Here is a 22598-nt window from a genome sequence, read left to right on the forward strand (position 1 = left end):
GGGGTGGGCGAACGCAATGCATGAGGTAGTCATCAAAGGCGGACGCGTCGCGCTCGACGATGGCTGGGCCGGCTGCGACATCGGCATCGATGACGGCCGCATCTCAGCCATCGGCAATGGCCTGTCAGGCAAATCGCTGATCGACGCAGCCAAGCGCTGGGTCATGCCCGGCGGCATCGACACCCATTGCCATCTCGACCAGCCGGTCTGGGGCGGCGCAGGCAACGCCGACGATTTCGAGTCCGGCACCATTTCGGCGGCCTTCGGCGGAACGACCTGCATCGTCCCATTCGGCATGCCGGGTCCTGATATGTCGACGGTCGGTGCCATCGACCGCGCGCTCGATCGCGCGGCGGGCCGCGCGGTGATCGACTACGGACTGCATGCCGTGGTGACCATGGGCACCGGCGCCGATGTCGAGACCCAGTTGGCAGAACTTGCCGGCCGCGGCATTGCCTCGGTGAAACTGTTCATGACCTATCAGGGCTTTGCCGTCGACGACGATCTCTTCTTCAGGGTGCTCGATACCGCCCGCACGCTCGGCTGGATCGTCATGGTCCATGCCGAGAACGACGCAGCGATAAGGCGCACGCGCCAGCGGTTGATCGACCTCGGCCGCACCGACATCCGCTACCACGTCGTCGCGCATAGCGAGACCATGGAACGCGAGGCGACGCACCGCGCGCTCGCCTTCGCCGAAATGACCGGCGCGCGCATGACCATCGTCCACGTCTCCTCCTGGCAGTCGGCCGAGGAGGTGGTGCGGGCGCGTGTGCGAGGCGTCGACGCGATTGCCGAGACCTGCCCGCAATATCTCTTCATCGGCGGCGCCGATCTCGATCGCCCCGCGCTCGATGCGGCACGCTTCGTCTTTTCACCGCCGCCGCGTTCGCCGCGCAGCCATGAGCACCTGTGGCAGGCGCTGATCGATGGCGGTATCGATCTCTGGTCTTCCGACCATTCGCCCTACTACTTCGCCGACAAGATCGGCAGATCGCGGACGCCCAATTTCGCCACCACGCTGAGCGGCATTCCCGGCATCGAGACCCGTCTGCCGCTGCTGTTCTCGGAAGGTCTGTTGACCGGCCGGCTGACACTCGACCGCTATCTCGATCTCACCTCGCGCAATGCCGCTGCGATCTACGGCTTCGCCGATCGCAAAGGCAGCATAGAGGTAGGTCTCGATGCCGATCTGGTGCTGTGGGATCCCGAAGCGACCTGGACGCTCGGACACGCCGCTTTGCATTCCCGCGTCGACTTCACGCCGTACGAGGGCAGGAGCGTGACGGGCAAGCCGACCACCGTTCTGGTCCGCGGCGTGCCGGTGATCGCCGACGGCGTGCTGAAGGCGCAGCCCGGCTTCGGACAATTCGTGGAGCGCACCGTCGCCGATCCGGCCCGTTCGGGGAAACCAGTCGAGGAGACGACGCCATGGCTCGATGCCTGACCATAGCGGTCTGCCAGACAGGACCCATCCAGCGCAGCGCAACGCGCGCCGAGACTGTCGGTCGTCTTGTGCATCTCCTGGAGCAATCCGCCGCCGCCGGGGCGGAGGTTGCCGTGTTTCCCGAAATGGCGCTGACCACCTTCTTCCCTCGCTGGCGCATCGACGATCAGGTCGAGATCGACGCCTTCTTCGAAAGCGCAATGCCGGGGCCCGAAACGCAACGCCTTTATGATGCGGCCGCTCGTCTCGAAGTCGGTTTTGCGCTCGGCTATTGCGAGATCGCTAGGGAAAACGGCCGCACGCGCCACTTCAACACCATGGATCTGGTCGGCCCGGATGGGCGCTTCATCGGCCGCTACCGCAAGATGCATGTGCCGGGCTCGGCCGAGCCGGAGGAAGGCACCACCACACATCTCGAGCGGCGCTATTTCGAACCGGGCAATCTCGGTTTCCCGGTCTTCGACTATGGCGGCATCCGCGTCGGCATGGCGATCTGCAACGATCGCCGCTGGCCGGAGACCTACCGCATGCTGTGTCTCAACGGCGCGGAGGTGGCGGTGCTCGGCTACAACACGCCGCTGCTGCTCGACGAGGCGCCGGCGCTGGCGCATCTCAGAATGTTCCACAACCATCTGCCGATGCAGGCCGGCGCCTACCAGAACACGCTGTGGGTGGCCGCGGCTGCCAAGGCCGGGCTCGAAGATGGCCAGGCGCTGATCGGCGGCTCCTGCATCATCGCACCGACCGGCGAGATCGCGGCGCAGGCGATTTCGCTCGGCGACGAAGTCATCGTCCATCGCGCCGACCTCGACCTCAACGCCACCTGCCGGAAGGTGAATTTCGACTTCGCGCTCTATCGCCGTCCCGATCAGTACCGGCTTATCAGCGAGCAAGCCGGTCCGCATGTCTGACCTGGGCCGCGACCGATTCCCCGAATGCCCGGAGCCGCTGCTGGTCGTCCCGTTGTCGCTCGGCGAGATCGTCGAGAACGGGCTATGCATCGGCTGCGGGCTCTGCCGGTCGCTCGTTGGTCCGACGGAAGTCGAGATGGTCATGACGCCGGAAGGGCGTCTTCGACCGGTTGCCCGCAAAGTGCTGAGCTCTTCGACTCTGACGCGGATCAACGCCGTCTGCCCGGGAACCCGGATCGCCGGACCACCACAGGCGCAGACAGACACCGCGACACTGACCGACACGGTGTGGGGCCCTGCCGAGCGGGTCAGCCTTGGCTATGCCGGCGATCCGGCGGTGCGGTTTCAGGCCTCGAGCGGTGGCGTGCTGACAGCGCTTGGCCAGTTCCTGCTGACATCCGGCCGGGTGAAATTCGTCCTGCATGTCTCGGCGTCGCGAACCGCACCGATGCGCAGCGAGCGGCGGCTGAGCTTCGATGCTGCCTCGGTTCTCGAAGGCGCCGGCTCGCGCTATGGCCCGGTGGCGCCGCTGGAGGATTTTAGCGACATCCTTGCGCGCGGCGAACCTTTCGCGCTGATCGCCAAGCCTTGCGACATCACCGCCGTCCGCAATCTGGCGCTACATGATCCGCGCGTCGATGAGTTGATGGGCTATGCGCTCAGCTTTGCTTGCGGCGGCGCTTCGGACCTGTCGAAATCGGAACAGGTGCTGCAGCGCTTCGGCCTCAGCGAGGATGAGCTCGCGCTGTTCCGCTACCGCGGCTACGGCAATCCCGGCCTCAATCGGATCGAGACCAAGGATGGCCGCGCCTTCCAGCTCACCTACCGCCAGCTTTGGGAAGACGAGGACAAATGGATGATCCAGCCGCGTTGCAAGATCTGTCCTGACGCCATCGGCCAGGTCGCCGATGTCGTCGCTACCGATGCTTGGCTGAATGGCGGGCCGGCGGTCGATGACGAAGCCCTTAACGGCATAATCGTGCGCACCCCACGTGGCATGGAGCTGTTCGACGCGGCGGTTGAAGCCGGCGCATTGGCGATAAAGCGCGAGACCAGCTTTGCCGAACTCGGCGAACTGCAATCGCACCAAACGCGTAAGCGCCGCGCGGTGTGGGCTAGGCTGAAAGGCATCGAGATCGCCGGCAAGCCGGTGCCGGTCGTGACCGATCTTGCCCTTAAGGATTGCGCCCGGCAGAACACGCTGGCCAACAATCTTGCTGAGGGCCGCGGCGCCCGCGATCGCGCCAAACGCGGGCGGTTGGGCGAACCGCGTCCGGTGCCGCGCGGCGAAGCCATGATGGCGGAGGATGGATTTCCATGAGTGTCGCTGAAGAAACCGATGTGATCGTCATAGGCGGCGGCATGGCCGGCGCCAGCGCAGCCTTCGAGATCAGCCGGTCGGCCAAAGTGGTGCTGCTCGAGCGCGAAAGCCATTGCGGCTACCACACCACCGGCCGCTCGGCGGCAAGCTTCACCGAAAACTACGGCAATGGCGTCATCCGCCGCATCGTGCTGGCCAGCCGCTCTTTCCTGACCGACCCGCCGGCCGGCTTCTCTGATTATCCGCTCCTCAGCAAACGCGGCATGATCACAGTCGCGCGGGAGGATCAACTCGACCTCTTGCACCAGGATCTTGAGGCCGCGCAGGCGCTGGTGCCGTCGATCGTCGCCATGACGCCGTCCGAGGCGATCCAGCGCGTGCCGGTGCTGCGCGCCGACTATCTTGCAGGTGCCTATATCGAGCCGCACTCGATGGACATTGACGTCAACGGCCTGCACCAGGGTTTTTTGCGCGGCGCCCGTGCGCGCGGTGCCAGGATCGTTACCAATGGCGGCGTCAAGGCAATCGTTCGCCAGGGCGGTCGATGGCGGGTCGAAACCCCGGCCGGAACATTCCTTGCGCCGCGCCTCGTCAACGCAGCCGGCGCCTGGGGCGATGAGATCGCTACTATGGCCGGCGTCCACCCGGTCGGCCTGCAACCGAAGCGCCGCACCGCTTTCAACATACCGGCGCCCGCCGGCGTCGACATATCGGACTGGCCGCTGGTCCACGATGTCGGCGCCGAATTCTACTTCAAGCCGGATGCAGGACAGCTCTTCGTCTCGCCGTCCGATGCGACGCTGTCGGCGCCGATGGACGCCTATGCCGAGGACATCGATGTCGCCATCGGCGCCGAACGTCTGGAAAGGGCGACGACGATCGAGGTGCAACGGGTGTCGCGTTCCTGGGCCGGTTTGAGAACCTTCGTTGCCGATGGATCGCCGGTCGTCGGTCCTGATGACGAGGTCCCGGATTTCATCTGGCTGGTCGGGCAAGGCGGCTACGGCATCAAGACCTCGCCGGCGTTGTCGCGCGTCTGCGCCAGCCTGATCGCCGGCGGTGGCCTGCCGGACGATGTCGCGAGGCAAGGCGTGTCGCTGGCGGACCTCACCCCGCATCGGTTGCGCGCGTCTCAATCCAGGCAGGCTGCTTCATGAGCGATGCCGCATTGACGGCGGGCGGCATTCTGGCGGGGCGTCTGCTGGAGACGCTGGCGCAAGCCACCACCGATGCGCCGGGCATCACGCGCATCGCCTACGGACCCGGCGAGCGCTTTGCCCACGGTCTGGTGCGCGAGGAAGCGGAAAGGCTCGGCGCGGTTGCGCGCGTCGATGCGGCCGGCAACCTCTATCTGACGCTGATAGGTCGCGACCCGGCTCTGCCGGCAATCGTCATCGGCTCGCATCTCGACAGCGTGCCGCATGGCGGCAATTTTGATGGCGCCGCCGGTGTCGTGGCCGGGCTTGCAGTCATGGCCGAACTGGTCGGGCAAGGCATGCCGCGCGATCTGATCGTGCTGGTGACGCGCGCCGAGGAAGCGGTGTGGTTTCCGCTGTCCTATCCCGGCAGCCAGGCCGCACTCGGTCTGCTGGCGCCGGCAGCCCTGGACGCCAAGAGGTCGGACAGCGGCCGCACCCTTGCCGAGCATATGCGAGAGGAAGGCTTCGATCCCGATGCCGTGCGGCGCGGAGTGCCGGGCATCGACGCTGACCGCATCGCCGCTTTCGTCGAAGTCCATATCGAGCAAGGACCGCGCCTGGTCGCCGCCGGCGTGCCGGTCGGCATCGTCACCGGCATCGCCGGCGGGTTTCGCTATGTCGATGCCAGGTGTCTCGGCGCCTATGCCCATTCCGGCGCCGAGCCACGCTTTGCCCGGCATGACAGCGTGCTCGGTTTTGCCGATCTGGCTGCCGGCCTTGAGGCGGAATGGGATGTGCTTGAGCGGGAAGGGCACGAAGCCACCATCACCTTTGGTCGGGTGGAATCCGATCCGAGCCAGCATGGCGGCAGCCGGGTGCTCGGCGAACTCGGCTTCACCCTCGATGTGCGCAGCGCCGACGCCGCTGTCCTGGAGCGGATCGAAACGCGTCTGCACGCGCTCTTCGTCGAAGTCGGCGCGAAACGCGGGGTCACCTTCGAAGCCGGTCCATACTTTACTTGGGAGCCCGCCACCATGTCGCCGGCGCTGATTGCAAGGCTGGATCGCGCTGCCGCCGATTTGCAAATACCGGCACCGCATGTGCCAAGCGGGGCAGGGCACGATGCCGCCACCTTTGCCGGCGCCGATATTCCGACCGCCATGCTGTTCGTACGCAACGAGAACGGCAGCCACAATCCGCATGAAGCCATGGAGATCGCCGATCTCGATCAGGCGATCCTTCTGCTCCTGCGTTTCGTCACCGACTTCGACAAGGACCAGCCATGAACCTCGCCGCAACGGCCTTACTTGTCATCGACTTGCAGAACGAATATCGGCCCGGCGCCGCCTGGCCGGTCGTCGGCTACGACGCTGTGCTTGCCTATGCCGCCCGTCTGATCGAAGCCGCCCGCGCCGCCGGCATTCCGGTCATCCACGCGCAGGCTTGGGTGAAGCCGGAGGAGCGCGGCGGCTATGCCAGGCAGGAAGAAATCCTGACCGAGGAATTTCGCTCCGCCGTCGCGGGCAGCGAAGGCGCCGACATCTGCACCGAAGTCGCGGCGCTGCCTGGTGACATCGTCATCCACAAGCACTGGCCGAGCGCCTTTCGCCGCACCGACCTTTCGCAGAGACTTGCCGATCTCAAAATCGAAAGCCTTGTTGTCGCCGGCGTGCTCACCGACAGTTGCGTCACCGAGAGCGTGTTCGACGCGGTCTATCAGGGTTTTCGCGTCTGGCTGGTCAAGGAGGCCTGCGGCAGCATGAGCGAAGCCATGCACCGCACCGGCATGCTCGACATGGCCAACCGCCTCTATGGCGGCGGCATACTGCGCATGCCTGAGGCGTTGAAGGCGCTTGCCGGCCAGTCCTTTGAAGGCTGGCGCTGCACGCGGCCGGTGGAATTCGTCTACACGCTGGAAACCGTTGACCGGCTCTACGAAGCGCTGTGACCGGCGCCGCAGCCGCAGGCGCTTTTGACGATCTTCTTTGAAGCGCTGGGTTTGAGCACCGCACCCGGCAGCGCTCCGGTCGCATTGCCGCCACTCCACACACTGATGCCGTTGACGAACACATGCTCGATGCCGGCGGCAGCTTGGCGCGGCCTTTCGAAAGTCGCGGTGTCAATGATCGTCTGCGGGTCGAATATCGTCAGATCAGCGAAATTGCCAACCGCCAGCGTGCCGCGCTGCTCAATGCCGAATTCACGCGCCGGCAGACCCGTCATGCGATGCACCGCCTCTTCCAGGCTGAACAGGCCGACATCCCTGACATAGTGTCCGAGCACGCGCGGAAACGTGCCCCACAGGCGCGGATGCGGGTGGATGTCATGCGGCAGGCCGTCCGAACCGATCATGGTGCGTGGATGCGCGATGATGGTGCGGACATCGTTCTCGTCGAGCTGGAAATAGACTGCACCCGCTGGCAGCAGCCGCTCGCCCGCCTCGCGTTCCGTGCACTTCCATTCGCGGGCGATGTCGGCAATCTCGCGATTGGCCATTTCTGGATGCGGCGTCGACCAGGTGATGAGGACCTTCAGCCCGGTGTCGCAACGCTCGAGCCTGAGCACAGTGGAACTCGCGGCATAGGGATAGACATCCATGCCGATGTCCATCGTCTCGCGCGCCTTGTCGATCCGCTGGAGGGAAGGGCCGCTCTTGCCGAAATTTGCGCGCCCCGTGCACTGGTGATGCGAGATGAACAGCTTGCCGTCGGCATGGCCGGCAATGTCGATGGCCTCCTCGATCGCCTCATCCATCGTCTCGAAATAGTTGCGCGTATGGGTGACGTACGGCCCGCCGAGGTTTGCCGCCGTCGCCGCAAGCGCCTTGAGCTCGTCGGTCGATGAATTGACCGCCGGCGGATAGTCGAGCCCGGTGCTGAGACCAAACGCGCCCTCGGCCATTGCTTCAACGACTGCTTCCTGCATCGCCGCCGTCTCCGCCGCGTTGGCAGGGCGATCGGTCACGGGCATGCAGCGCTGCCGTAAGGTGGTGTGGCCGACGAGGAGCGCCGCGTTGGTGGCGATGCCGCGTTGCTTCAGTTCCGCGACATAATCGGCAAAACGGTCGAAGCGAAAATTCTCCTGGCCGCCGACCAGCGTGAAGGGCGGCGGTGGTGCGCGGTCGAGCAGCAGCGGCGCCAGGCTGATGCCGCAATTGCCGGCGATCACCGTCGTCACGCCCTGGCTGATCTTCGGTACCATGCCATCGGGCGCCAGCAGTGCGCCGTCATCATGGGTGTGCACGTCGATGAAGCCCGGCGCGACGATCTTGCCCGAAGCGTCGATCTCTTGTGCACCATCTGCATCGCCGAGGTTGCCGATGGCGGCGATCCTGTCGCCGGAGATCGCAATATCGGCCTCGAAGCGATCGGAACCGTCGCCTGAAATCAGCGTCGCATTACGGATGACGAGATCGTATGGCATCGCTGTCAGCCGTCCGGATTGGCGGCGATCTCCTCGCGGCGGCGCGCGACATAGGCGTCGAGCTCCTCGCGGATTGCGATATCCATCCCCGGCTCCTCATAGTCATGCAGCGCCTGCTGCCAGAGCTCGGTGGCGCGCTCCAGCGCATCCTTGCCGCCGGCTTCTTCCCAGGCGCCATGGTTCTGCCAGTTCGACAGCATCGGCTGGTAGAAGGCGGTGGTGTAGCGCGACATCGTATGTTCGGCGCCGAAGAAATGGCCGCCGGCCGGCACCGACTTGATGGCTTCGAAGCCGAGATCGTCTTCCTGGAACGGCAGTGGCCGCAGGAACTCCATCATGTTCTGCAGGATCTCGACGTCGAGCACGAGCTTTTCGTAGGAAGCCGTCAGCCCGCCTTCCAGCCATCCGGCCGCGTGGTAGATCAAATTGGCGCCGCCGAGCACCGCGCCCCATGTCGCCATCTCCGTCTCGTAGGCCGCCTGCAGATCGACGACGTTCGAGGCGTTCGCGTTGGAGGTGCGGTAGGGCAGATTGTAGCGCCGCGCCAACTGCCCGGCGATGATGTTGGCCTTGGCATTCTCAGGCGTGCCGAAGGCCGGTGCGCCCGACTTCATGTCCACGTTGGAAGTGAACGCGCCGTACATCACAGGCGTGCCCGGATTGACCAGCTGCGTCAGTACCACGCCGAACAACGCTTCGGCGTTCTGCTGGCAAAGGGCCGCCGCCAGCGTCACCGGCGTCATCGCGCCCATCAGGGTGAAGGGGGTGACCGTCACCGGCTGGCCGTGCTCGGCCATCGCGATCAGGCCTTCGGCCATGGCATCGTCGAACAGGCGTGGCGAGTTGATCGAGATGATCGTCGTCACACCGGGCGAAGCCCGCATCTCCTCAAGGCTGATGCCGCGCGCGATGGCCATCATGTTGATGCCGTCCATCGCCCGGGCGCGGCCGATCGCCGTGCAGTGGAAAGAGAGATCGCTCAGCGTCAGATTGGCGTAGTAGGTGTCGAGATGGCGCGCGTTGACCGGCAATTCCATCGGCGCCACCACCTGGTTGCCGATGATGTGGATGGCGTTGAAGTGGTGCGCCAGCCGGATGAAGTTCTGGTAGTCGGGCAAATTGCCCTGCCGGCGACCATTGATGCGGTCATGCACATTGGGCGGACCGGCGACCAGGCCGAACACCAGCGATCTGCCGCCGAGATGCACCTGCTTTTCGGGATTACGGCTGGTCAGCGTGAAGGAGGACGGTACCGCGCGCAACGCTTCGGTGACCAGGCTTTCGTCAATCCTGATGGTCTTTTCCTCGCGGTCGACAATGGCTCCGGCGGCGGCAAACAGATCCATCACCTTTTCGCTCATCACGCGGATGCCGAGCTCCGACAGGATGCGCATCGAGGTGTCGTGCAGCTGCTGCATCCGATCTTCGTCCAGCAATTGCATCGGTGGATAGGGGTTTTCGACATGCTGCCATGGCAGTTGCGCGATGCCGCCGCCGCTTCGCCCGAGCTTCGATCGGCGGCCACCGCCGCGCCTGTCCTGGTTCATCTCTCTCGTCCCCTCCCGGCTTAGTAGCCGCGCTCCGGATTGACTGTGTTTTCCAGTTGCTGGCCGCTGCGGAAACGCTTCAGATTGTCGGCGAACATGCGCACCGATTTGACGTCCCAGCCCTCGTAGACGGCTGCGCAATGCGGCGTGATGGCGACGTTGTCGTAACCCCACAAAGGATGGTCCGCAGGCAGCGGTTCGGCTGTGAAGACATCGAGCGCAGCGCCCTTGATCCGCTTGCCGTCGAGGGCTTCGAGCAGTGCTGCTTCCTCGGTCACTCCACCGCGCGAAATATCGATCAGCGCGGCGGACGGTTTCATCGCGGCGAAGGCTGCCTTGCCGAGCAGGCCACGCGTGCTGGCCAGCAGCGGTACGCAGCAGACGATGAAGTCGGCGCGACCGAGCAGGGCAAGCAAGGCATCCGGGTCGTGCACCTCGTCGAGGCTGGGCATCGGCTTTGGCCGGGCGCGGATGCCGAGTGTTTCCATGCCCATCGCCTTGGCGCGCCCGGCGACTGCCGTGCCTGTCTTGCCAAGGCCGACGACGAGGACCGTCTTGCCTTCGATTGGCTCGACGCAGCCACCGCCCCACTGGCGCGCCAGCTGGCGGCGCTCAAAACCGCGCAGGTCGAGGGAGAAGGACAGCATGGCGCCCAGCGCATATTCCGCCAGCATGCCGGCGGCGACGCCGGCCGAATTGGTCACCGTGACGCGCGCCGGATCCCAGCGTCCGAGATGATCGGTTCCCGAACCGCCGACCGATACCCACTTCACCGTGGCGCTTTCGACAAGAGCCTGGCGCGGAAAGCGCGGCGTGCCGTCGAAGCGGACGGTGTAGACCACCTCGGCGGCTGTCTGCTCGATCAGGGCCGGCAAAGTCGCATAGGTATCGCAGGCGTGGACAAGGAGATCCGGATGCGTCTCCCCAAGCACCGCCATCGCTGCGGCCGGTCGGTCGGTGTGCAGGATGACGGTAGGGTGAGCCGACATTGTGCAGGCCTCAGTTGCGTCCAATATGATCGGCCAGAGGGCCGAGCGCCGTGAGCAGCGCCTTGCCGCTTTCCAGCGATGCATTCTCGTGCGGCGCGCGCAGGTTCAGCCAGCGCTGGTCGCCGGAGCGCACCGCCAGCACCGCCTTCATCGCCGGGATAAGGCCGGCATCCTGGATGACCTTCCGGAATGCCTTCACTGCGGCATCCGCTTCTGTGACCTCCTTGCCCGCGATTGTCGCGTCGTAGAGGGCGCGGATGGCGGCCGCATTGAGATTGACCGTCGCCGAGATGCAGCCCGCCGCGCCGCTGGCCAACCCCTTGGTGAGCTGCGCCTCCGAACTCGGGAACACCGCGACATCTGGTGCGGCGGCAATCACCGCCGCCGTGTTGTTCCATTCGACGGCGCTGTCCTTGTAGGCCACCACAGTGTCGGGATACGCCGCGCTCAGCCGGGCGGTCAAGGTAGGGCTGACCGGCACGCCGGAGTTCTGCGGGATGTGGTAGAGGATCATCTTCAGCGCCGGACTGGCCACCCGCTCGATCAGCTCGCTGTAGTAGCGCGCCTGGCCGTTGTCGCCGGCCGCGGTGTAAAAGAACGACGGCAGCACCATCACCCCGGCGCAGCCGAGGCCGACCGCATGCTTCGACAATTCGACCGTTTCGGGCAATGCGGTGACACCGGTGCCCGGCATCATCCGGGCAGGCGAAATGCCTGATGCAACCAGCCATTCCAGCGCCTGTATGCGTTCGCTCAGCGAGAGCGACAGCGCCTCACCCGTGGTACCGAAGGGCGACAGGAAATGCGCGCCTTGGTCCAGCACCCATTTGGCGTGCGAGATCCAGAGATCGCGGGCGATGCGGCCATCGTTCTCGAACGGCGTCAGGATCGGGGCGATGGTTCCTTGCGGGCGGGTCATGTAGGTCTTTCTATCGATGAGGGAAGGTCGTCATCGCAGGCATGGAGCATACCCACCCCGCGATCTGCCAGAGGCGGCATGTCAGTCTACCACGCCGGCCGCTGGAGGATCTTGCTGATCACCGGAGGATCGTAGAGCAGGGCGCAGAGATCGGAAAAGCGGCTGTCGGGGTCGGTCAGCGACAGGATGGCGTCGCGGATGGCCATAGCGCGGCCTCGTCCGAGTACGGGTGTCGCGAACTCCAGATATTTGGCTTCGATCTCATTTGGCGTCAGCGGCGCTTCCGGTCCGCCACGTGCGTGGACATCGCCCGAAGTCAGCACCCGGCCGTCGGTGGTGGTGATAGCGACATCGGCCCAGCGGCCTGCCGGAAAGCGGGCGCTGTGGCGCTCCTGCTCCGACACGCTGATGCGGCTGAGCAACTCGGCAACGGCGGCGTCCTCAAGCCCGCCGCCGGAAATGTGCTCCAGCCCGATGCGGCCATGCAGGATGAAGGTCGCAACGGCAAAGCGCAGGCTGTATTGCGCCTTCGACGTCGTGTCGGGCATGCCGTCGAACAGTGTCGCGGCATAGTGGAAACTGTTGACCTGGACATGGTCGATGTCGGCCGGTGTCAGATGATGTGAAAGAACCAGTCCGCGCGTCGCGTCGATGGCTGCATGCGCCCAGCGGCAGATCGGGTAGGGCTTCACATATTGATGCAGCGCCTGCCAGAAGCTGCCGAGATCCTGCCAATGCACTGCGACTTCAGGCGCCTCGACGGTGATCGCCGGTGCGCCGGTGAAGCCGCGTTCGGCAAGCACCGCCGCCGACAGGCCGGTCAGCGCGCCGATGCCCGAGCCGTCATGCAGCATCGTCGGCGTGGCGATCTCGCGCATCATCTGGCTGCGCGGACCATGATATTCGGCAATACCCAGCGCCTCGCGCAATTGCCCGTCGCTCAGCCGGCGCAGACGCGCCGCCATGGCGGCGACGCCCAGCGCGTTCCATGCCCCTGACGTGTGGTAGTCCGACACCGTCGCATGCAGCGCGACGCCGGCGCGCCCGGCGACCTCGTAGCCGACGACCAGGGCTGCCAGTGCGTCAGGGCCACTAAGCTCCGGGAGCTGTTCCGCCAGCGCCGCCAGCGCCGGCACCACCACCACGCCGATATGGCCCTTGGTCGGGCTGTAGCCGTCGTGACCGTCGAGATTGTCGATCTGTGTTGCCGCCGCATAAGCCGCACCCGCCACTGAGGCGCGGCGGCCGTCGAAGAGCATGCGTGCGGAATGCTTCGGGTCGTTCGAATTGTAGAGCAGGGTGGCCGTATCGCGGGCGATGCGTCCGGCCTCCATCGGCCCCGCGGCAATCGCAATTCCAATCGTGTCGAGCAAGAGGTAGCGGGCCTGTTCCAGCACCGCCTGAGGGAAGACCGATGCCGGCCGGCGTAAGACGAAGTCGGCCAGGCGCACGGCAGTTTCAGCGCTCGCATCCGGCCCTTCACGGCGATGGGGCGACACAGCCACTTCTTCACTCCCTCTGTCGTCACGACATCATTAATTTGGGTCCATCGTGCTTTCACGCAATTAGTTCAGCGGCTTTGGCCAAAAATATCTATGCCATGTCGCTTGCGTGCAATTGAACGCCGGCGCCTCCATGGTCTACCTATTCTGGCACAGCGCAGGAGCCGGAGATGAAGCCACCCCCGCCTTTGAACTATATCAGATCGTTCGAGAGCTCGGCCCGGCATCTGAGTTTCACCGTGGCCGCCAAGGAGCTTGGCTACACGCAGGCCGCGGTCAGCACCCATGTCCGCTCGCTCGAACATTACATCGGCCGGCAATTGTTCATCCGCTATCCGCGCAGCCTCAAGCTGACCGAGATGGGCGAGGCATTCCTGCCGACGCTGCGCCAGGCGCTCGACCAGATCGACCAGGCGACGGAGGCGATCGTGACCTCCTCGCGCAACCGCACCGTGGTCGTCTCCTGTCCGATGAGCCTGGCGGAGAACTGGTTGGCCGGCTGCATGGCCGCCTTCCGCAAGAAGCATCCCGAAATCGAGATCGTACTGCATGGCACGATCTGGGAGGATCTCAGCGAACAGATCGCCGACATCACCATTTCGACGCGGCGCTTCGACGATCGCCCGCCCGCCGCCATCCCGCTCTGGAATGACGAGCTGGTGCTGCTGTGCGCCCCGTCGCTGCTCGAAGGCGAGCACGCCATCAAGGTACCGGAGGATATCCTCAAGGTGGACCGGATCTTCGTGCATGGCCGCCAGGAATACTGGCAGGTCGTTGCCACCGCACTTGGCGTCGACATGCAGGATTACGACAAGGGCCTGTCGACCAACGCCTCCAACATCGCGCTCGAACTCGCCGCCATGGGCGCCGGCCTCGTCGCCACCCAGCGCTCGCTCGCCCACGCCTATCTCAGGCGCGGACTGCTCGTAGAACCGTTTGCGGTCCGGCCGCCAAGTCCCTGGAATTACTACCTGACCGAGACCCATATCTCCAAGGGCAACATCGCCCGTACGGTGCGCGAATGGATCATGGCGAGGGCGCAGGAAGACAGCGCCTGACGAGTATTCGCCTGCGCTTCCCTGCCTCCGCACGAAAAAATTTGACACGCCAATGGCATTGTTTTTTTAGGTCTAGCAGGCTGGATTTCAGCGGTTTGTGAGAGCTCAAGCCCTTCCGGGATTTTTGCATCGCCTCTAACATTCCCCGCGTACTGGGGAATGAACGGGCGGAAAGCCCAAACCGGAGAAGCAACAATGGCACTTTTCAGGAGCAACGGTGACCGCGTCCCGGCGGTCATCGAAAGCTACGCAGATGAAGTCAGAAGCGGCAGGATGGACCGCCGCGAATTCCTTGCCATGGCGAGCGCCATGGGCGCCTCGACGACGTTCGCCTACGCAATGGCCGGCCTTCCCACGCCGGCCGAGGCTGCAACGCTGGAGCCCGGCAAGAAGGGCGGCATCCTCAAGATGCAGATGATCATCAAGGACATGAAGGACCCGCGCACATGGGACTGGTCGGAGATGGCCAATGTGCTGCGCCAGTGCAACGACTACATGATCCGCTACACCCAGGACTTCACCTTCGAGGGCCATCTCATCGAAAGCTGGGACGTCAGCGACGACGCCACCGAATACACGCTGCATGTGCGCAAGGGCGTGAAGTGGTCGAACGGGGACGAGCTCAACGCCGACGACATCGTCTTCAACATCGAACGCTGGTGCGACAAGGCGGCCGAGGGCAATTCGATGGCCGGCCGCATGGCCACGCTGATCGATCCTGCCACCAAAAAGGCGATCGCCGGTGCCATCACCAAGGTCGACGATCACACGGTGAAGCTCAAATGCGGCCAGTCCGATGTCACCATCATCCCCGGCTTCGCCGACTATCCCGCCATCATCGTCCACCGCGACTTCGACAAGAACGGCGCCGACATGACCAAGACGCCCGGCACCGGCCCGTATGAACTCATCTCCTACAAGGTAGGCGACTCGGCCTCGGTGCGGCGCCGCAAGGATTTCACCTGGTTTGGCGGCGAAACCTATCTCGACGGTGTCGACTGGACCGACTACGGCACCGACGCTTCAAACCCGGCCATTGCCAGCGCCTTCGAAGCCGGCGAGATCGACTGCAACTATCAGACCGTCGGCGGCACGGTGGACCTCTATAACGGCATGGGTCTGGTCAAGGAATCCGTCGTCACAGCCGGAACGATCGTGCTGCGCACCAACGTCAGCAACAAGCCCTATGACGACAAACGGGTGCGAAACGCCATCCAGCTCGCCGTCGACAACGAAACGGTGCTGAAGCTCGGCTATAGTGGCCTTGGCCAGGTCGCCGAAAATCACCATGTCTGCCCGATCCATCCCGAATATTATGAACTGCCGAAAGTGCCGCGTGACCTCGCCAAGGCCAAGGCGCTGATGACCGAGGCCGGCCAGATGGATCATGAGTTCGAACTGATCTCCTACGATTCGGACTATGTGAAGGACCCTGCCGACGTCGTTGCCGCGCAGATGCGCGAGGCCGGCTTCAAGGTCAAGCGGACGATCATCCCGGGCACCTCGTTCTGGAACGACTGGACGAAATATCCGTGGTCGACCACCGAATGGGGCATGCGTCCGCTCGGCGTCCAGGTGCTGGCGCTTGCCTATCGCAGCGGTGAGGCCTGGAATGAGACGGCCTACGCCAATCCGGAGTTCGACAAGAAGCTCAATGCAGCACTCGCCATCGCCGATACGGCCAAGCGCAAGGAGCTGATGAAGGACGTCGAGTTCGTCCTGCAGGATTCTGGCGTTCTGGTTCAGTCATTCTGGCGTTCGCTCTACCGCCATCACGCCACCTATGTGAAAAACCTCAAGATGCATCAGACGTTCGAACTGCAGCTGGAGAAGGTCTGGCTCGACAAGGCCTGAGCAGAAATATCCAGGGGGCCGCTTGATCGCCCCTTGGAGTTTCGCCAAGGCGACGAGACGAATTCATCTACCGGAACAGCGCAATCGCAATGCGCGGTTGGAAGCACAACAAGACGGTCGCCGAACAAAGGGAAGAAATCCGAATATGCGTACCCATGCACAAGCCGTTGTCATCGGTGGCGGCCTGATCGGTTGCTCGATCCTCTATCACCTCGCCAAATTCGGCTGGTCCGATGTTGTGCTGCTGGAGCGCGACGAACTGACCTCCGGCTCCACCTGGCACGCGGCCGCCAACATTCACGGCCTACATGACTCCACCAACATCAGCCGCCTGCAGCACTACACCATGGCGCTCTACAAGGAGCTGGAGACGGAGACCGGGCAAGGCTGCGGCATCTTCCAGCCAGGCTCGCTCTATCTCGCCCAGACCGAAGCGCGCGAACACCAGCTGAGGCTGCAGGCAGCCAAGGCGCGGCGCTACAAGATGAATTTCTACGAGGTCGGCCGCGACGAAGCCGAACGGCTGCATCCGCTGGTCAATTTCGACGGTATACGCTGCATCATGTACGAACCGGAAGGCGGCAATGTCGATCCCTCCGGGGTGACGGCCGCCTATGCGGCAGGCGCGCGCCAGCGTGGCGCCGAAATCCACCGCTTCACGCCGGTCACCGCGACCGAAGCGCAGCCCGACGGCAGCTGGATCGTGCGCACGCCGAAGGGCGATATCCGCACCAACTGGGTGGTCAACGCCGCCGGCCTGTGGGGCCGCGAGGTCGCCGCCATGGCCGGCCTGCAACTGCCGCTGATCCCGACCGAGCATCAGTATTTCGTCACAGAGACCATCCCTGAAATCGCTGCCATGGGCCGCCGGCTGCCCTCGGTCGCCGACCGCGACGGCGAATATTATCTGCGCCAGGAAGGCCTCGGCCTGTTGATCGGCGCCTATGAGCGCAACATGAAGTTCTGGGCCGAGGACGGTACGCCGCTCGACTTCGGCCACGAACTGTTTCCCGACGATCTCGACCGCATCGAGGACAATATGATGCGCGCCATTGCGCGTGTGCCGGCGGTCGGCAAGGCGGGCGTCAAGCGCGTCATCAACGGCCCGATGATCTGGTCGCCCGACAGCGCGGTGCTGTTCGGGCCGGCGCCGGAATTGCGGAACTATTTCTGCTGCAACGGCATCATTCCCGGCTTCTCGCAATCCGGCGGCATGGGCAAGCTGGCGGCCGAGTGGATGATCGAAGGTGAACCGTCGCTCGACATGTTCGCCTGGGACATGGCGCGCTTCGGCCATTGGGCCGGCAAGGCCTTCACCAAGGCCCGCGTGCAGGACCAGTACAGCCACCGCTTCAAGATCCATTTCCCCAATGAGGAGCGTGCTGCCGGGCGCCCGGTCCGCACGCGCCCTGCCTACGAGATGCAGAAGCAGATGGGCGCGGTCTTCGGCCTCAACTTCGGCTGGGAGCATCCGCTGTGGTTCGCCGCCGAGGGCGAGCCGCGCGAGGAGACGAACGGCTTTACCAGGCAGAACTGGTGGGGCCCGGTCGGCCGCGAGGCACGCATGCTGCGCGAGCATGCGGGCATCATCGACGTCTCGAACTTCGCCAAATACGAGGTCAAAGGGCCAGGCGCCGAGGCCTGGCTGAATTCGCTGTTCGCCAACCGCATGCCGGCCGAAATCGGCCGCTCCTGTCTGACGCCGCTGATCGGCAAGCGCGGCGGCATTGCCGGTGACTTTACCGTGACGAAGCTTGGCCAAGACGAGTTCATGGTGTTCGGCTCCGGCATGGCCGAGCGCTTCCACCAAAGGTTCTTCAAGGCGGTTCCATTGCCCGAGGGCACGACCGTCCGGTCGCGCACGGAGGAGTTGGCAGGCTTCAACGTCGCCGGTCCGAAGTCGCGCGAATTGCTGCAGCGGCTGACCAATGCCGATCTGTCGACGGAGGCATTTCCATTCATGCGCTCGCGCCGGATCACGGTTGGCGGCGTCGACGTGGTGGCATTGCGGGTCTCGTTCACCGGCGATCTCGGTTGGGAGCTTTATTGCCCGGCCGCCAACCAGATCGAACTCTACAGCGCGCTGCTCAAGGCTGGCTCAGAGGTCGGCGCCGGCCCGGTCGGCTCGCGCGCGCTGATGTCGCTGCGCGTCGAAAAAGGCTATGGCAGCTGGAGTCGCGAATACTCCCCCGAATATTGGCCGCAGGAGGTCAAGTTCGATCGCCTCGTCAAGATGGACAAGGGCGACTTCCTCAACCGCGACGCCTATGCGGCAATCGCCGACAAGCCAGCGCGCGATCAACTGATCATGCTGTCGATCGCCGCCAACGATGCCGACGCCACCGGCGGCGAGCCGATCTTCCTGCCCGATGGCACGCCGATCGGCCAGGTCTCGTCAGGCGCCTACGGCTACTTCGTCGAGCAGTCGCTGGCGCTCGGCTATGTCAAGGCAGGTTCCGCCAAGGCAGGCGACAAGGTGTCGGTCGCGATCCTCGGCAGGCCGCATGACGCGGTGCTGTTGAGCGAGCCGCCCTTCGATCCCGAAGGCAAGCGGCTGCGGGCGTAAGCAGGCGATTAGGCTGGGGTGAAAGCTCAGCCGCCGAACCGGTCGAGCCAATGCTGTGCGAGGTCGGAACGGCGGCAGATCCAGATGTCGGGATTGGCTTTGATCTTGTCGAGGAAGCGGGCGAGCCCGATCATGCGGCCGGGCCGTGCGGCCAGCCGGCAGTGCAGCGACACCGTCATCATGCGCGGTGTCGTCTGGCCCTCGGCCAATAGCCAGTCCACTCCGTCGCTGACATAGTCGTAGAACTGGCTGCCGGTCTCCAGGCCCGAGCCGCGCGAAAAACGGCTGTCATTGTTGTCGAACGAATGCGGCACCACCAGATGCCGCTTGCCATCGACGTCGACGACATAGGGCAGGTCGTCATTGTAGTCGTCGCAGTCGAACAGGAAGCCGCCATGCTCCACCACCAGCCGCCTTGTGTTGAGGCTGGGCCTGCCGGTGTACCAGCCGAGCGGGTGGATACCGGTGATCTGCTTCACCGTGTCGACGGTCATGGCGATGTGCTTGCGTTCCTCCTCCTCGCTCAGCGGCGCATAGTCGATCCAGCGCCAGCCATGGCAGACGATGTCGCTGCCGAGTTCCGCAATCGCCTTGCCGGCGGCCGGGTTGAGTTCCAGCGCCCGCCCGACGACGTAGAAAGTCGGAACGATGCCCTTGTCCTTGAACAGCGCGGCCAGCCGCCAGACACCAACGCGCGAGCCATATTCGTAGAGCGATTCCATGTTGCGGTTGCGCAAGCCGGGTACCGCTGGAGATACGGCAAGATCCGACAGGATCGTCTCGGAAACACCGTCGCCCTCGTCGATGCTGTATTCAGCGCCTTCCTCGTAGTTGACGACGATGTTGAGCGCCAGTTTGGCGCCACCGGGCCACGCTGCGGCAGGAGGGTTTTCGCCGTAGCCGATGAAGTCACGGGCCGGCAGATATGGCATCGCTCAGATCTCCTCGAATCTCATCGCAAAGTCACCCGCCGCGCAGGTCGGTCAGGATGCGCAGCGCCCTGTCCATCATGTCCTGCGGGCCAACCGTTGCGCGCAGGCAATCGCTCAGGCCGTAGCCGCCGAGGCTGCGCACGATGATGCCGGCGCCGCGCAAGGCGGTGTCTGCGGCCACCGCTGTGGCCGTGTCGGGGAAGCGGATGAGCACAAAATTCGTCCGGCTTTCGGGAACGCCGTAGCCGGCTGCTCTCAGATCCTGCCCAAAGCGGCCGCGGATCGCGGCCGTGCGCGCCACCGTCTCGCGCATATAGGCCTGGTCGTCGATTGCCGCGACAGCCATTGCGAGGCTTGGCGTGGTGACCTGGTTGGAGTTCTGCAGCTTGCGGATTTCGGTTGCGACGTCAGGCGGAAACAATCCCCAGCCGACCCGCGCGCCGGCCAGCCCATAGGCCTTGGAAAGGCTGCGCAGCACGACGGTGTCGCCGCGCGTGACGAGCGCAAAGACGGGCTGCGGATCCTGGTCGTCGAACTCGCCATAGGCCTGGTCGATCACCAGCAGCACGTCGCCGCGCAATCCGGCGCGCAGGCGCAATAGTTCGGCATTGCGGATTCGGGTGCCGGTCGGATTGCCGGGATTGCAGACGAAGACGATCCGCGTCGCCGGCGTGACGGCGGCGAGAATGCTGTCGACGGACACGACGAAGTCGCGCTCCGCCGCCTTGACGTAGGCAGCACCAACACGCGAGGCGGCGGAGGCCGCGAAATTATAGGCATAGGCGGTGGCGAGCACTTCGTCGCCTGGGCCGGCAAATGCCGCGATGGTGCAGCTGATCAGGTCCATCGAACCGGCGCCGCACAAAATCAGCTCGCGCTCGACGTCATAGACCTGCGCGATCGTTTCGCGCAGCATGGTCCAATCCGGATCGGGATAGAGGTGGCTGCGCGCGATCGCGTCCTGGCCGGCGGCGATCGCTTTGGGGCTTGGCGGGAAGGCGCTCTCGTTCTGGGCAAGCGTCGGCCGGTCATTGCCGCCGAAGTTCGCCAGCGCGAAGGCCGACATCGCCTCGATATGGGCGGCAGCCTTCAGCGGCATATCAGAACAATCCTGATGACGCTCATTTCCCCCGAACTGCCTCCGTCGGACCGGCTTTCGAGCAAGCTACAAGCCGCCGGCCTGTTCACAAGCAAAAACTCGCCGCGCAATGGCCGCGAAATTCTGGCCCTTCTGTCCGCGCAATCGGATGGGCATCGGCGTCAATGGTTGCAAAAGGCCGGGCAAGACCCGAAATGTTCGAGACAACGGGTCCGGAAACGGCATGCATCCAAGATTGATCAAGACGTTCCTCGCCGTGGCGCGGCACCGCAACATCACCCGCACAGCGCGGGAGGTTCATCTGGCGCAGTCGAGCGTCAGCGACCAGATCCAGTCACTGGAAAGCGAACTCGGCGTTGCCCTCTTCATCCGCTCACGCCAAGGCCTCGATCTGACGGCGGCCGGCGAAGTGCTGAAACCCTATGCCGAAGAGATTCTACAGCTGGCGGACGAGGCGCGAATTGCTGTCGAGGTAATAACGGGAACGACCGCCGCGACGGTGACGGTCGGCGCGCTGGAGACGATCGCCGCCGTAAAACTTCCGCAATGGCTGGCGGCCTTTCGAGGCGATCATCCGGAGATCGGTCTGCGGCTGAAAATCGCCGGCAGCGATGCCCTGCTGCGGCAGCTCGAAGAGGGCGAGATCGACGTGGCCTTCTGTTTCGACAAAGGTGGGCTCGACGAACGCCTGACCCGACGCACGCTAACAGCCGAGCCGTTGGTCCTTGTCGCCTCCGCCGAAGATGCGGCTGTATCGCTACAGAACGACCTTGCCGCGCTCGCAGCGCTGCGTTTCGTGGCGACGGAAACCGGATGCGTCTACCGGCATCTGTTCGACACGGCCTTTGCGGAAACAGGTGTAGCAGCGCCAAGACTTGCCGCCGAAGTCGGCAGCATCGGGGCCATTGCGGGTCTGGTGGCGAGCGGTGTCGGCATGGGCCTTGTGCCGCGGCTTGCGGTCGCCGATGCGCTCGATCGCGGCGAGATCGTCGAACTGCCGTGGCCGGGTTCGGTCTGTACAGCGTCGCTGGTCATGATCTGGCGCCGCCGCCGGGTGCAGCAGCCGGCGCTGAAACTGCTGCTGGCGGCGGCCAAGACTTTCGCGCCGGTCAGATCAGCCGGTGACCGCCCTCGACATGCAGAACCGTCCCTGTCGTAAAGCCGTTGCCCATCAGGAAGGCGATGGCGTCGGCGATGTCGTCCGGTTGTCCGACGCGCCCGACCGGCAGGCGCTTGGCCATTGCATCAAGCGTCTCGTCCTTCTTGTCGCCGGCAACGAAGTGCCAGATCGGCGTGTCGACCCAGCCTGGCGAGACGGCGTTGACCCGGATCGGCGCCAGTTTCACCGCCAGCGCCCGCACCAGCCCTTCCAGCGCTGCATTGACAGCGGCGACGACCGAGCCGCGCGCCGCCGGCCGGTAAGCGGCAATCCCCAAGGTGAAAATGATGGAGCCGTTGGCTGAAAGCCGCGGCGCGCCATGTTTGGCGAGCAGCAGCGGCCCGTAGAGTTTGCTTTTTACCACCCTCTGGGCGGCCCTCAGGTCGATTGCGGGCAGCAATTCATAGGCGCCTTCGATATCGGCCGCCGTGCTGACGATATGGTCGAGCCGGCCGATGCGCCCGAACAGGTCGGCGACCTGATCTTCCTGTGCAATATCGGCTGCGATGACGTTCAGATTGGCTGGGTTCTGCAACGTCTTGCCGGCGCGCTCTAGTTTGTCCGCGTTGCGCCCGACGATGATGACTTCGGCACCGGCGTCCAGAGAGCGCCTTGCCAGCGCCAGGCCCATGCCGGAACTGCCACCGACAATGACGATTTTTGATTTCGCGATTTCCGTATCTGCCATGTTCCGTTCCGATCCTGAACCGTTTCGGGCGAGATTTCGCAGAC

General features: G+C 64.5%; 18 protein-coding genes. 10 read left to right on the forward strand and 8 right to left on the reverse strand.

The window, feature by feature from the left end:
* Positions 1 to 16 precede the first annotated feature (16 nt).
* The 6 genes from hydA to ACWTU9_RS24965 are packed head-to-tail and all read left to right on the forward strand — an operon-like array spanning position 17 to position 6766.
* Positions 17 to 1447 carry a dihydropyrimidinase gene (gene hydA, locus ACWTU9_RS24940; RefSeq protein WP_455860616.1) on the forward strand — a complete coding sequence of 477 codons (1431 nt, stop codon included), beginning with the start codon at positions 17 to 19 and terminating at the stop codon, positions 1445 to 1447.
* Positions 1432 to 2358 (forward strand): nitrilase-related carbon-nitrogen hydrolase, encoded by a 927-nt coding sequence (locus ACWTU9_RS24945; protein ID WP_455860617.1) that lies wholly within the window; start codon positions 1432 to 1434, stop codon positions 2356 to 2358. Before hydA ends, ACWTU9_RS24945 begins: the two co-directional genes overlap by 16 nt.
* Complete coding sequence (locus ACWTU9_RS24950; RefSeq protein ID WP_455860618.1) at positions 2351 to 3679, forward strand: Coenzyme F420 hydrogenase/dehydrogenase, beta subunit C-terminal domain; 1329 nt, start codon at positions 2351 to 2353, stop codon at positions 3677 to 3679. The genes ACWTU9_RS24945 and ACWTU9_RS24950 overlap by 8 nt, the downstream gene beginning before the upstream one ends.
* Entirely contained in the window at positions 3676 to 4836 is a 1161-nt protein-coding gene (locus ACWTU9_RS24955; RefSeq protein ID WP_455860619.1) for an NAD(P)/FAD-dependent oxidoreductase, read from the forward strand. Before ACWTU9_RS24950 ends, ACWTU9_RS24955 begins: the two co-directional genes overlap by 4 nt.
* Positions 4833 to 6104 (forward strand): hydantoinase/carbamoylase family amidase, encoded by a 1272-nt coding sequence (locus ACWTU9_RS24960; RefSeq protein WP_455860620.1) that lies wholly within the window; start codon positions 4833 to 4835, stop codon positions 6102 to 6104. Before ACWTU9_RS24955 ends, ACWTU9_RS24960 begins: the two co-directional genes overlap by 4 nt.
* The gene (locus tag ACWTU9_RS24965) at positions 6101 to 6766 is read left to right on the forward strand and encodes a cysteine hydrolase family protein (protein WP_455860621.1); all 666 of its coding nucleotides are present in this window, start codon (positions 6101 to 6103) and stop codon (positions 6764 to 6766) included. The genes ACWTU9_RS24960 and ACWTU9_RS24965 overlap by 4 nt, the downstream gene beginning before the upstream one ends.
* Here the strand turns inward: ACWTU9_RS24965 and ACWTU9_RS24970 are convergent.
* From ACWTU9_RS24970 to ACWTU9_RS24990, 5 genes are all read right to left on the reverse strand, one after another.
* Complete coding sequence (locus ACWTU9_RS24970; protein WP_455860622.1) at positions 6751 to 8241, reverse strand: N-acyl-D-amino-acid deacylase family protein; 1491 nt, start codon at positions 8239 to 8241, stop codon at positions 6751 to 6753. The genes ACWTU9_RS24965 and ACWTU9_RS24970 overlap by 16 nt on opposite strands.
* A gap of 5 nt (positions 8242 to 8246) precedes the next feature.
* Positions 8247 to 9788: a trimethylamine methyltransferase family protein gene (locus ACWTU9_RS24975; protein WP_455860623.1), complete on the reverse strand. Its 1542-nt coding sequence runs from the start codon at positions 9786 to 9788 to the stop codon at positions 8247 to 8249.
* Between the two features lie 20 nt (positions 9789 to 9808).
* A complete protein-coding gene (locus tag ACWTU9_RS24980; protein ID WP_455860624.1) occupies positions 9809 to 10777 on the reverse strand; it encodes a D-2-hydroxyacid dehydrogenase in 969 nt (322 codons plus the stop codon).
* A 10-nt stretch (positions 10778 to 10787) separates the two neighbouring features.
* A complete protein-coding gene (locus ACWTU9_RS24985; protein ID WP_455860625.1) occupies positions 10788 to 11696 on the reverse strand; it encodes a dihydrodipicolinate synthase family protein in 909 nt (302 codons plus the stop codon).
* Positions 11697 to 11782: 86 nt separating this feature from the next.
* Entirely contained in the window at positions 11783 to 13201 is a 1419-nt protein-coding gene (locus ACWTU9_RS24990) for an MmgE/PrpD family protein (RefSeq protein WP_455860626.1), read from the reverse strand.
* 167 nt (positions 13202 to 13368) lie between these two features.
* Between ACWTU9_RS24990 and ACWTU9_RS24995 the strand changes: the two genes are divergently transcribed.
* The 3 genes from ACWTU9_RS24995 to ACWTU9_RS25005 all read left to right on the forward strand — a co-directional run bounded on the left by ACWTU9_RS24995 (position 13369) and on the right by ACWTU9_RS25005 (position 18676).
* A complete protein-coding gene (locus ACWTU9_RS24995) occupies positions 13369 to 14256 on the forward strand; it encodes a LysR substrate-binding domain-containing protein (RefSeq protein WP_455860627.1) in 888 nt (295 codons plus the stop codon).
* Between the two features lie 195 nt (positions 14257 to 14451).
* The gene (locus ACWTU9_RS25000) at positions 14452 to 16110 is read left to right on the forward strand and encodes an ABC transporter substrate-binding protein (RefSeq protein ID WP_455860628.1); all 1659 of its coding nucleotides are present in this window, start codon (positions 14452 to 14454) and stop codon (positions 16108 to 16110) included.
* A 145-nt stretch (positions 16111 to 16255) separates the two neighbouring features.
* On the forward strand, positions 16256 to 18676 hold the full coding sequence (locus ACWTU9_RS25005) for a GcvT family protein (RefSeq protein WP_455860629.1): 2421 nt from the start codon (positions 16256 to 16258) through the stop codon (positions 18674 to 18676).
* Between the two features lie 26 nt (positions 18677 to 18702).
* On the opposite strand, the gene ACWTU9_RS25010 is transcribed toward ACWTU9_RS25005, so the two are convergent.
* Together ACWTU9_RS25010 and ACWTU9_RS25015 are read right to left on the reverse strand one after the other, a co-directional pair.
* The gene (locus ACWTU9_RS25010; RefSeq protein ID WP_455860630.1) at positions 18703 to 19608 is read right to left on the reverse strand and encodes an allantoinase PuuE; all 906 of its coding nucleotides are present in this window, start codon (positions 19606 to 19608) and stop codon (positions 18703 to 18705) included.
* Positions 19609 to 19639: 31 nt separating this feature from the next.
* Positions 19640 to 20707 carry a pyridoxal phosphate-dependent aminotransferase gene (locus ACWTU9_RS25015; protein WP_455860631.1) on the reverse strand — a complete coding sequence of 356 codons (1068 nt, stop codon included), beginning with the start codon at positions 20705 to 20707 and terminating at the stop codon, positions 19640 to 19642.
* 223 nt (positions 20708 to 20930) lie between these two features.
* On the opposite strand from ACWTU9_RS25015, the gene ACWTU9_RS25020 reads away from it, so the two are divergent.
* Complete coding sequence (locus tag ACWTU9_RS25020) at positions 20931 to 21866, forward strand: LysR family transcriptional regulator (RefSeq protein WP_455860632.1); 936 nt, start codon at positions 20931 to 20933, stop codon at positions 21864 to 21866.
* On the opposite strand, the gene ACWTU9_RS25025 is transcribed toward ACWTU9_RS25020, so the two are convergent.
* Positions 21817 to 22554, reverse strand: a complete 738-nt coding sequence (locus ACWTU9_RS25025; protein WP_455860633.1) for an SDR family oxidoreductase — start codon at positions 22552 to 22554, stop codon at positions 21817 to 21819. The two genes, ACWTU9_RS25020 and ACWTU9_RS25025, sit on opposite strands and share 50 nt — an antisense overlap.
* Positions 22555 to 22598 lie beyond the last annotated feature (44 nt).

It is taken from the genome of Mesorhizobium sp. 128a (assembly GCF_053848025.1).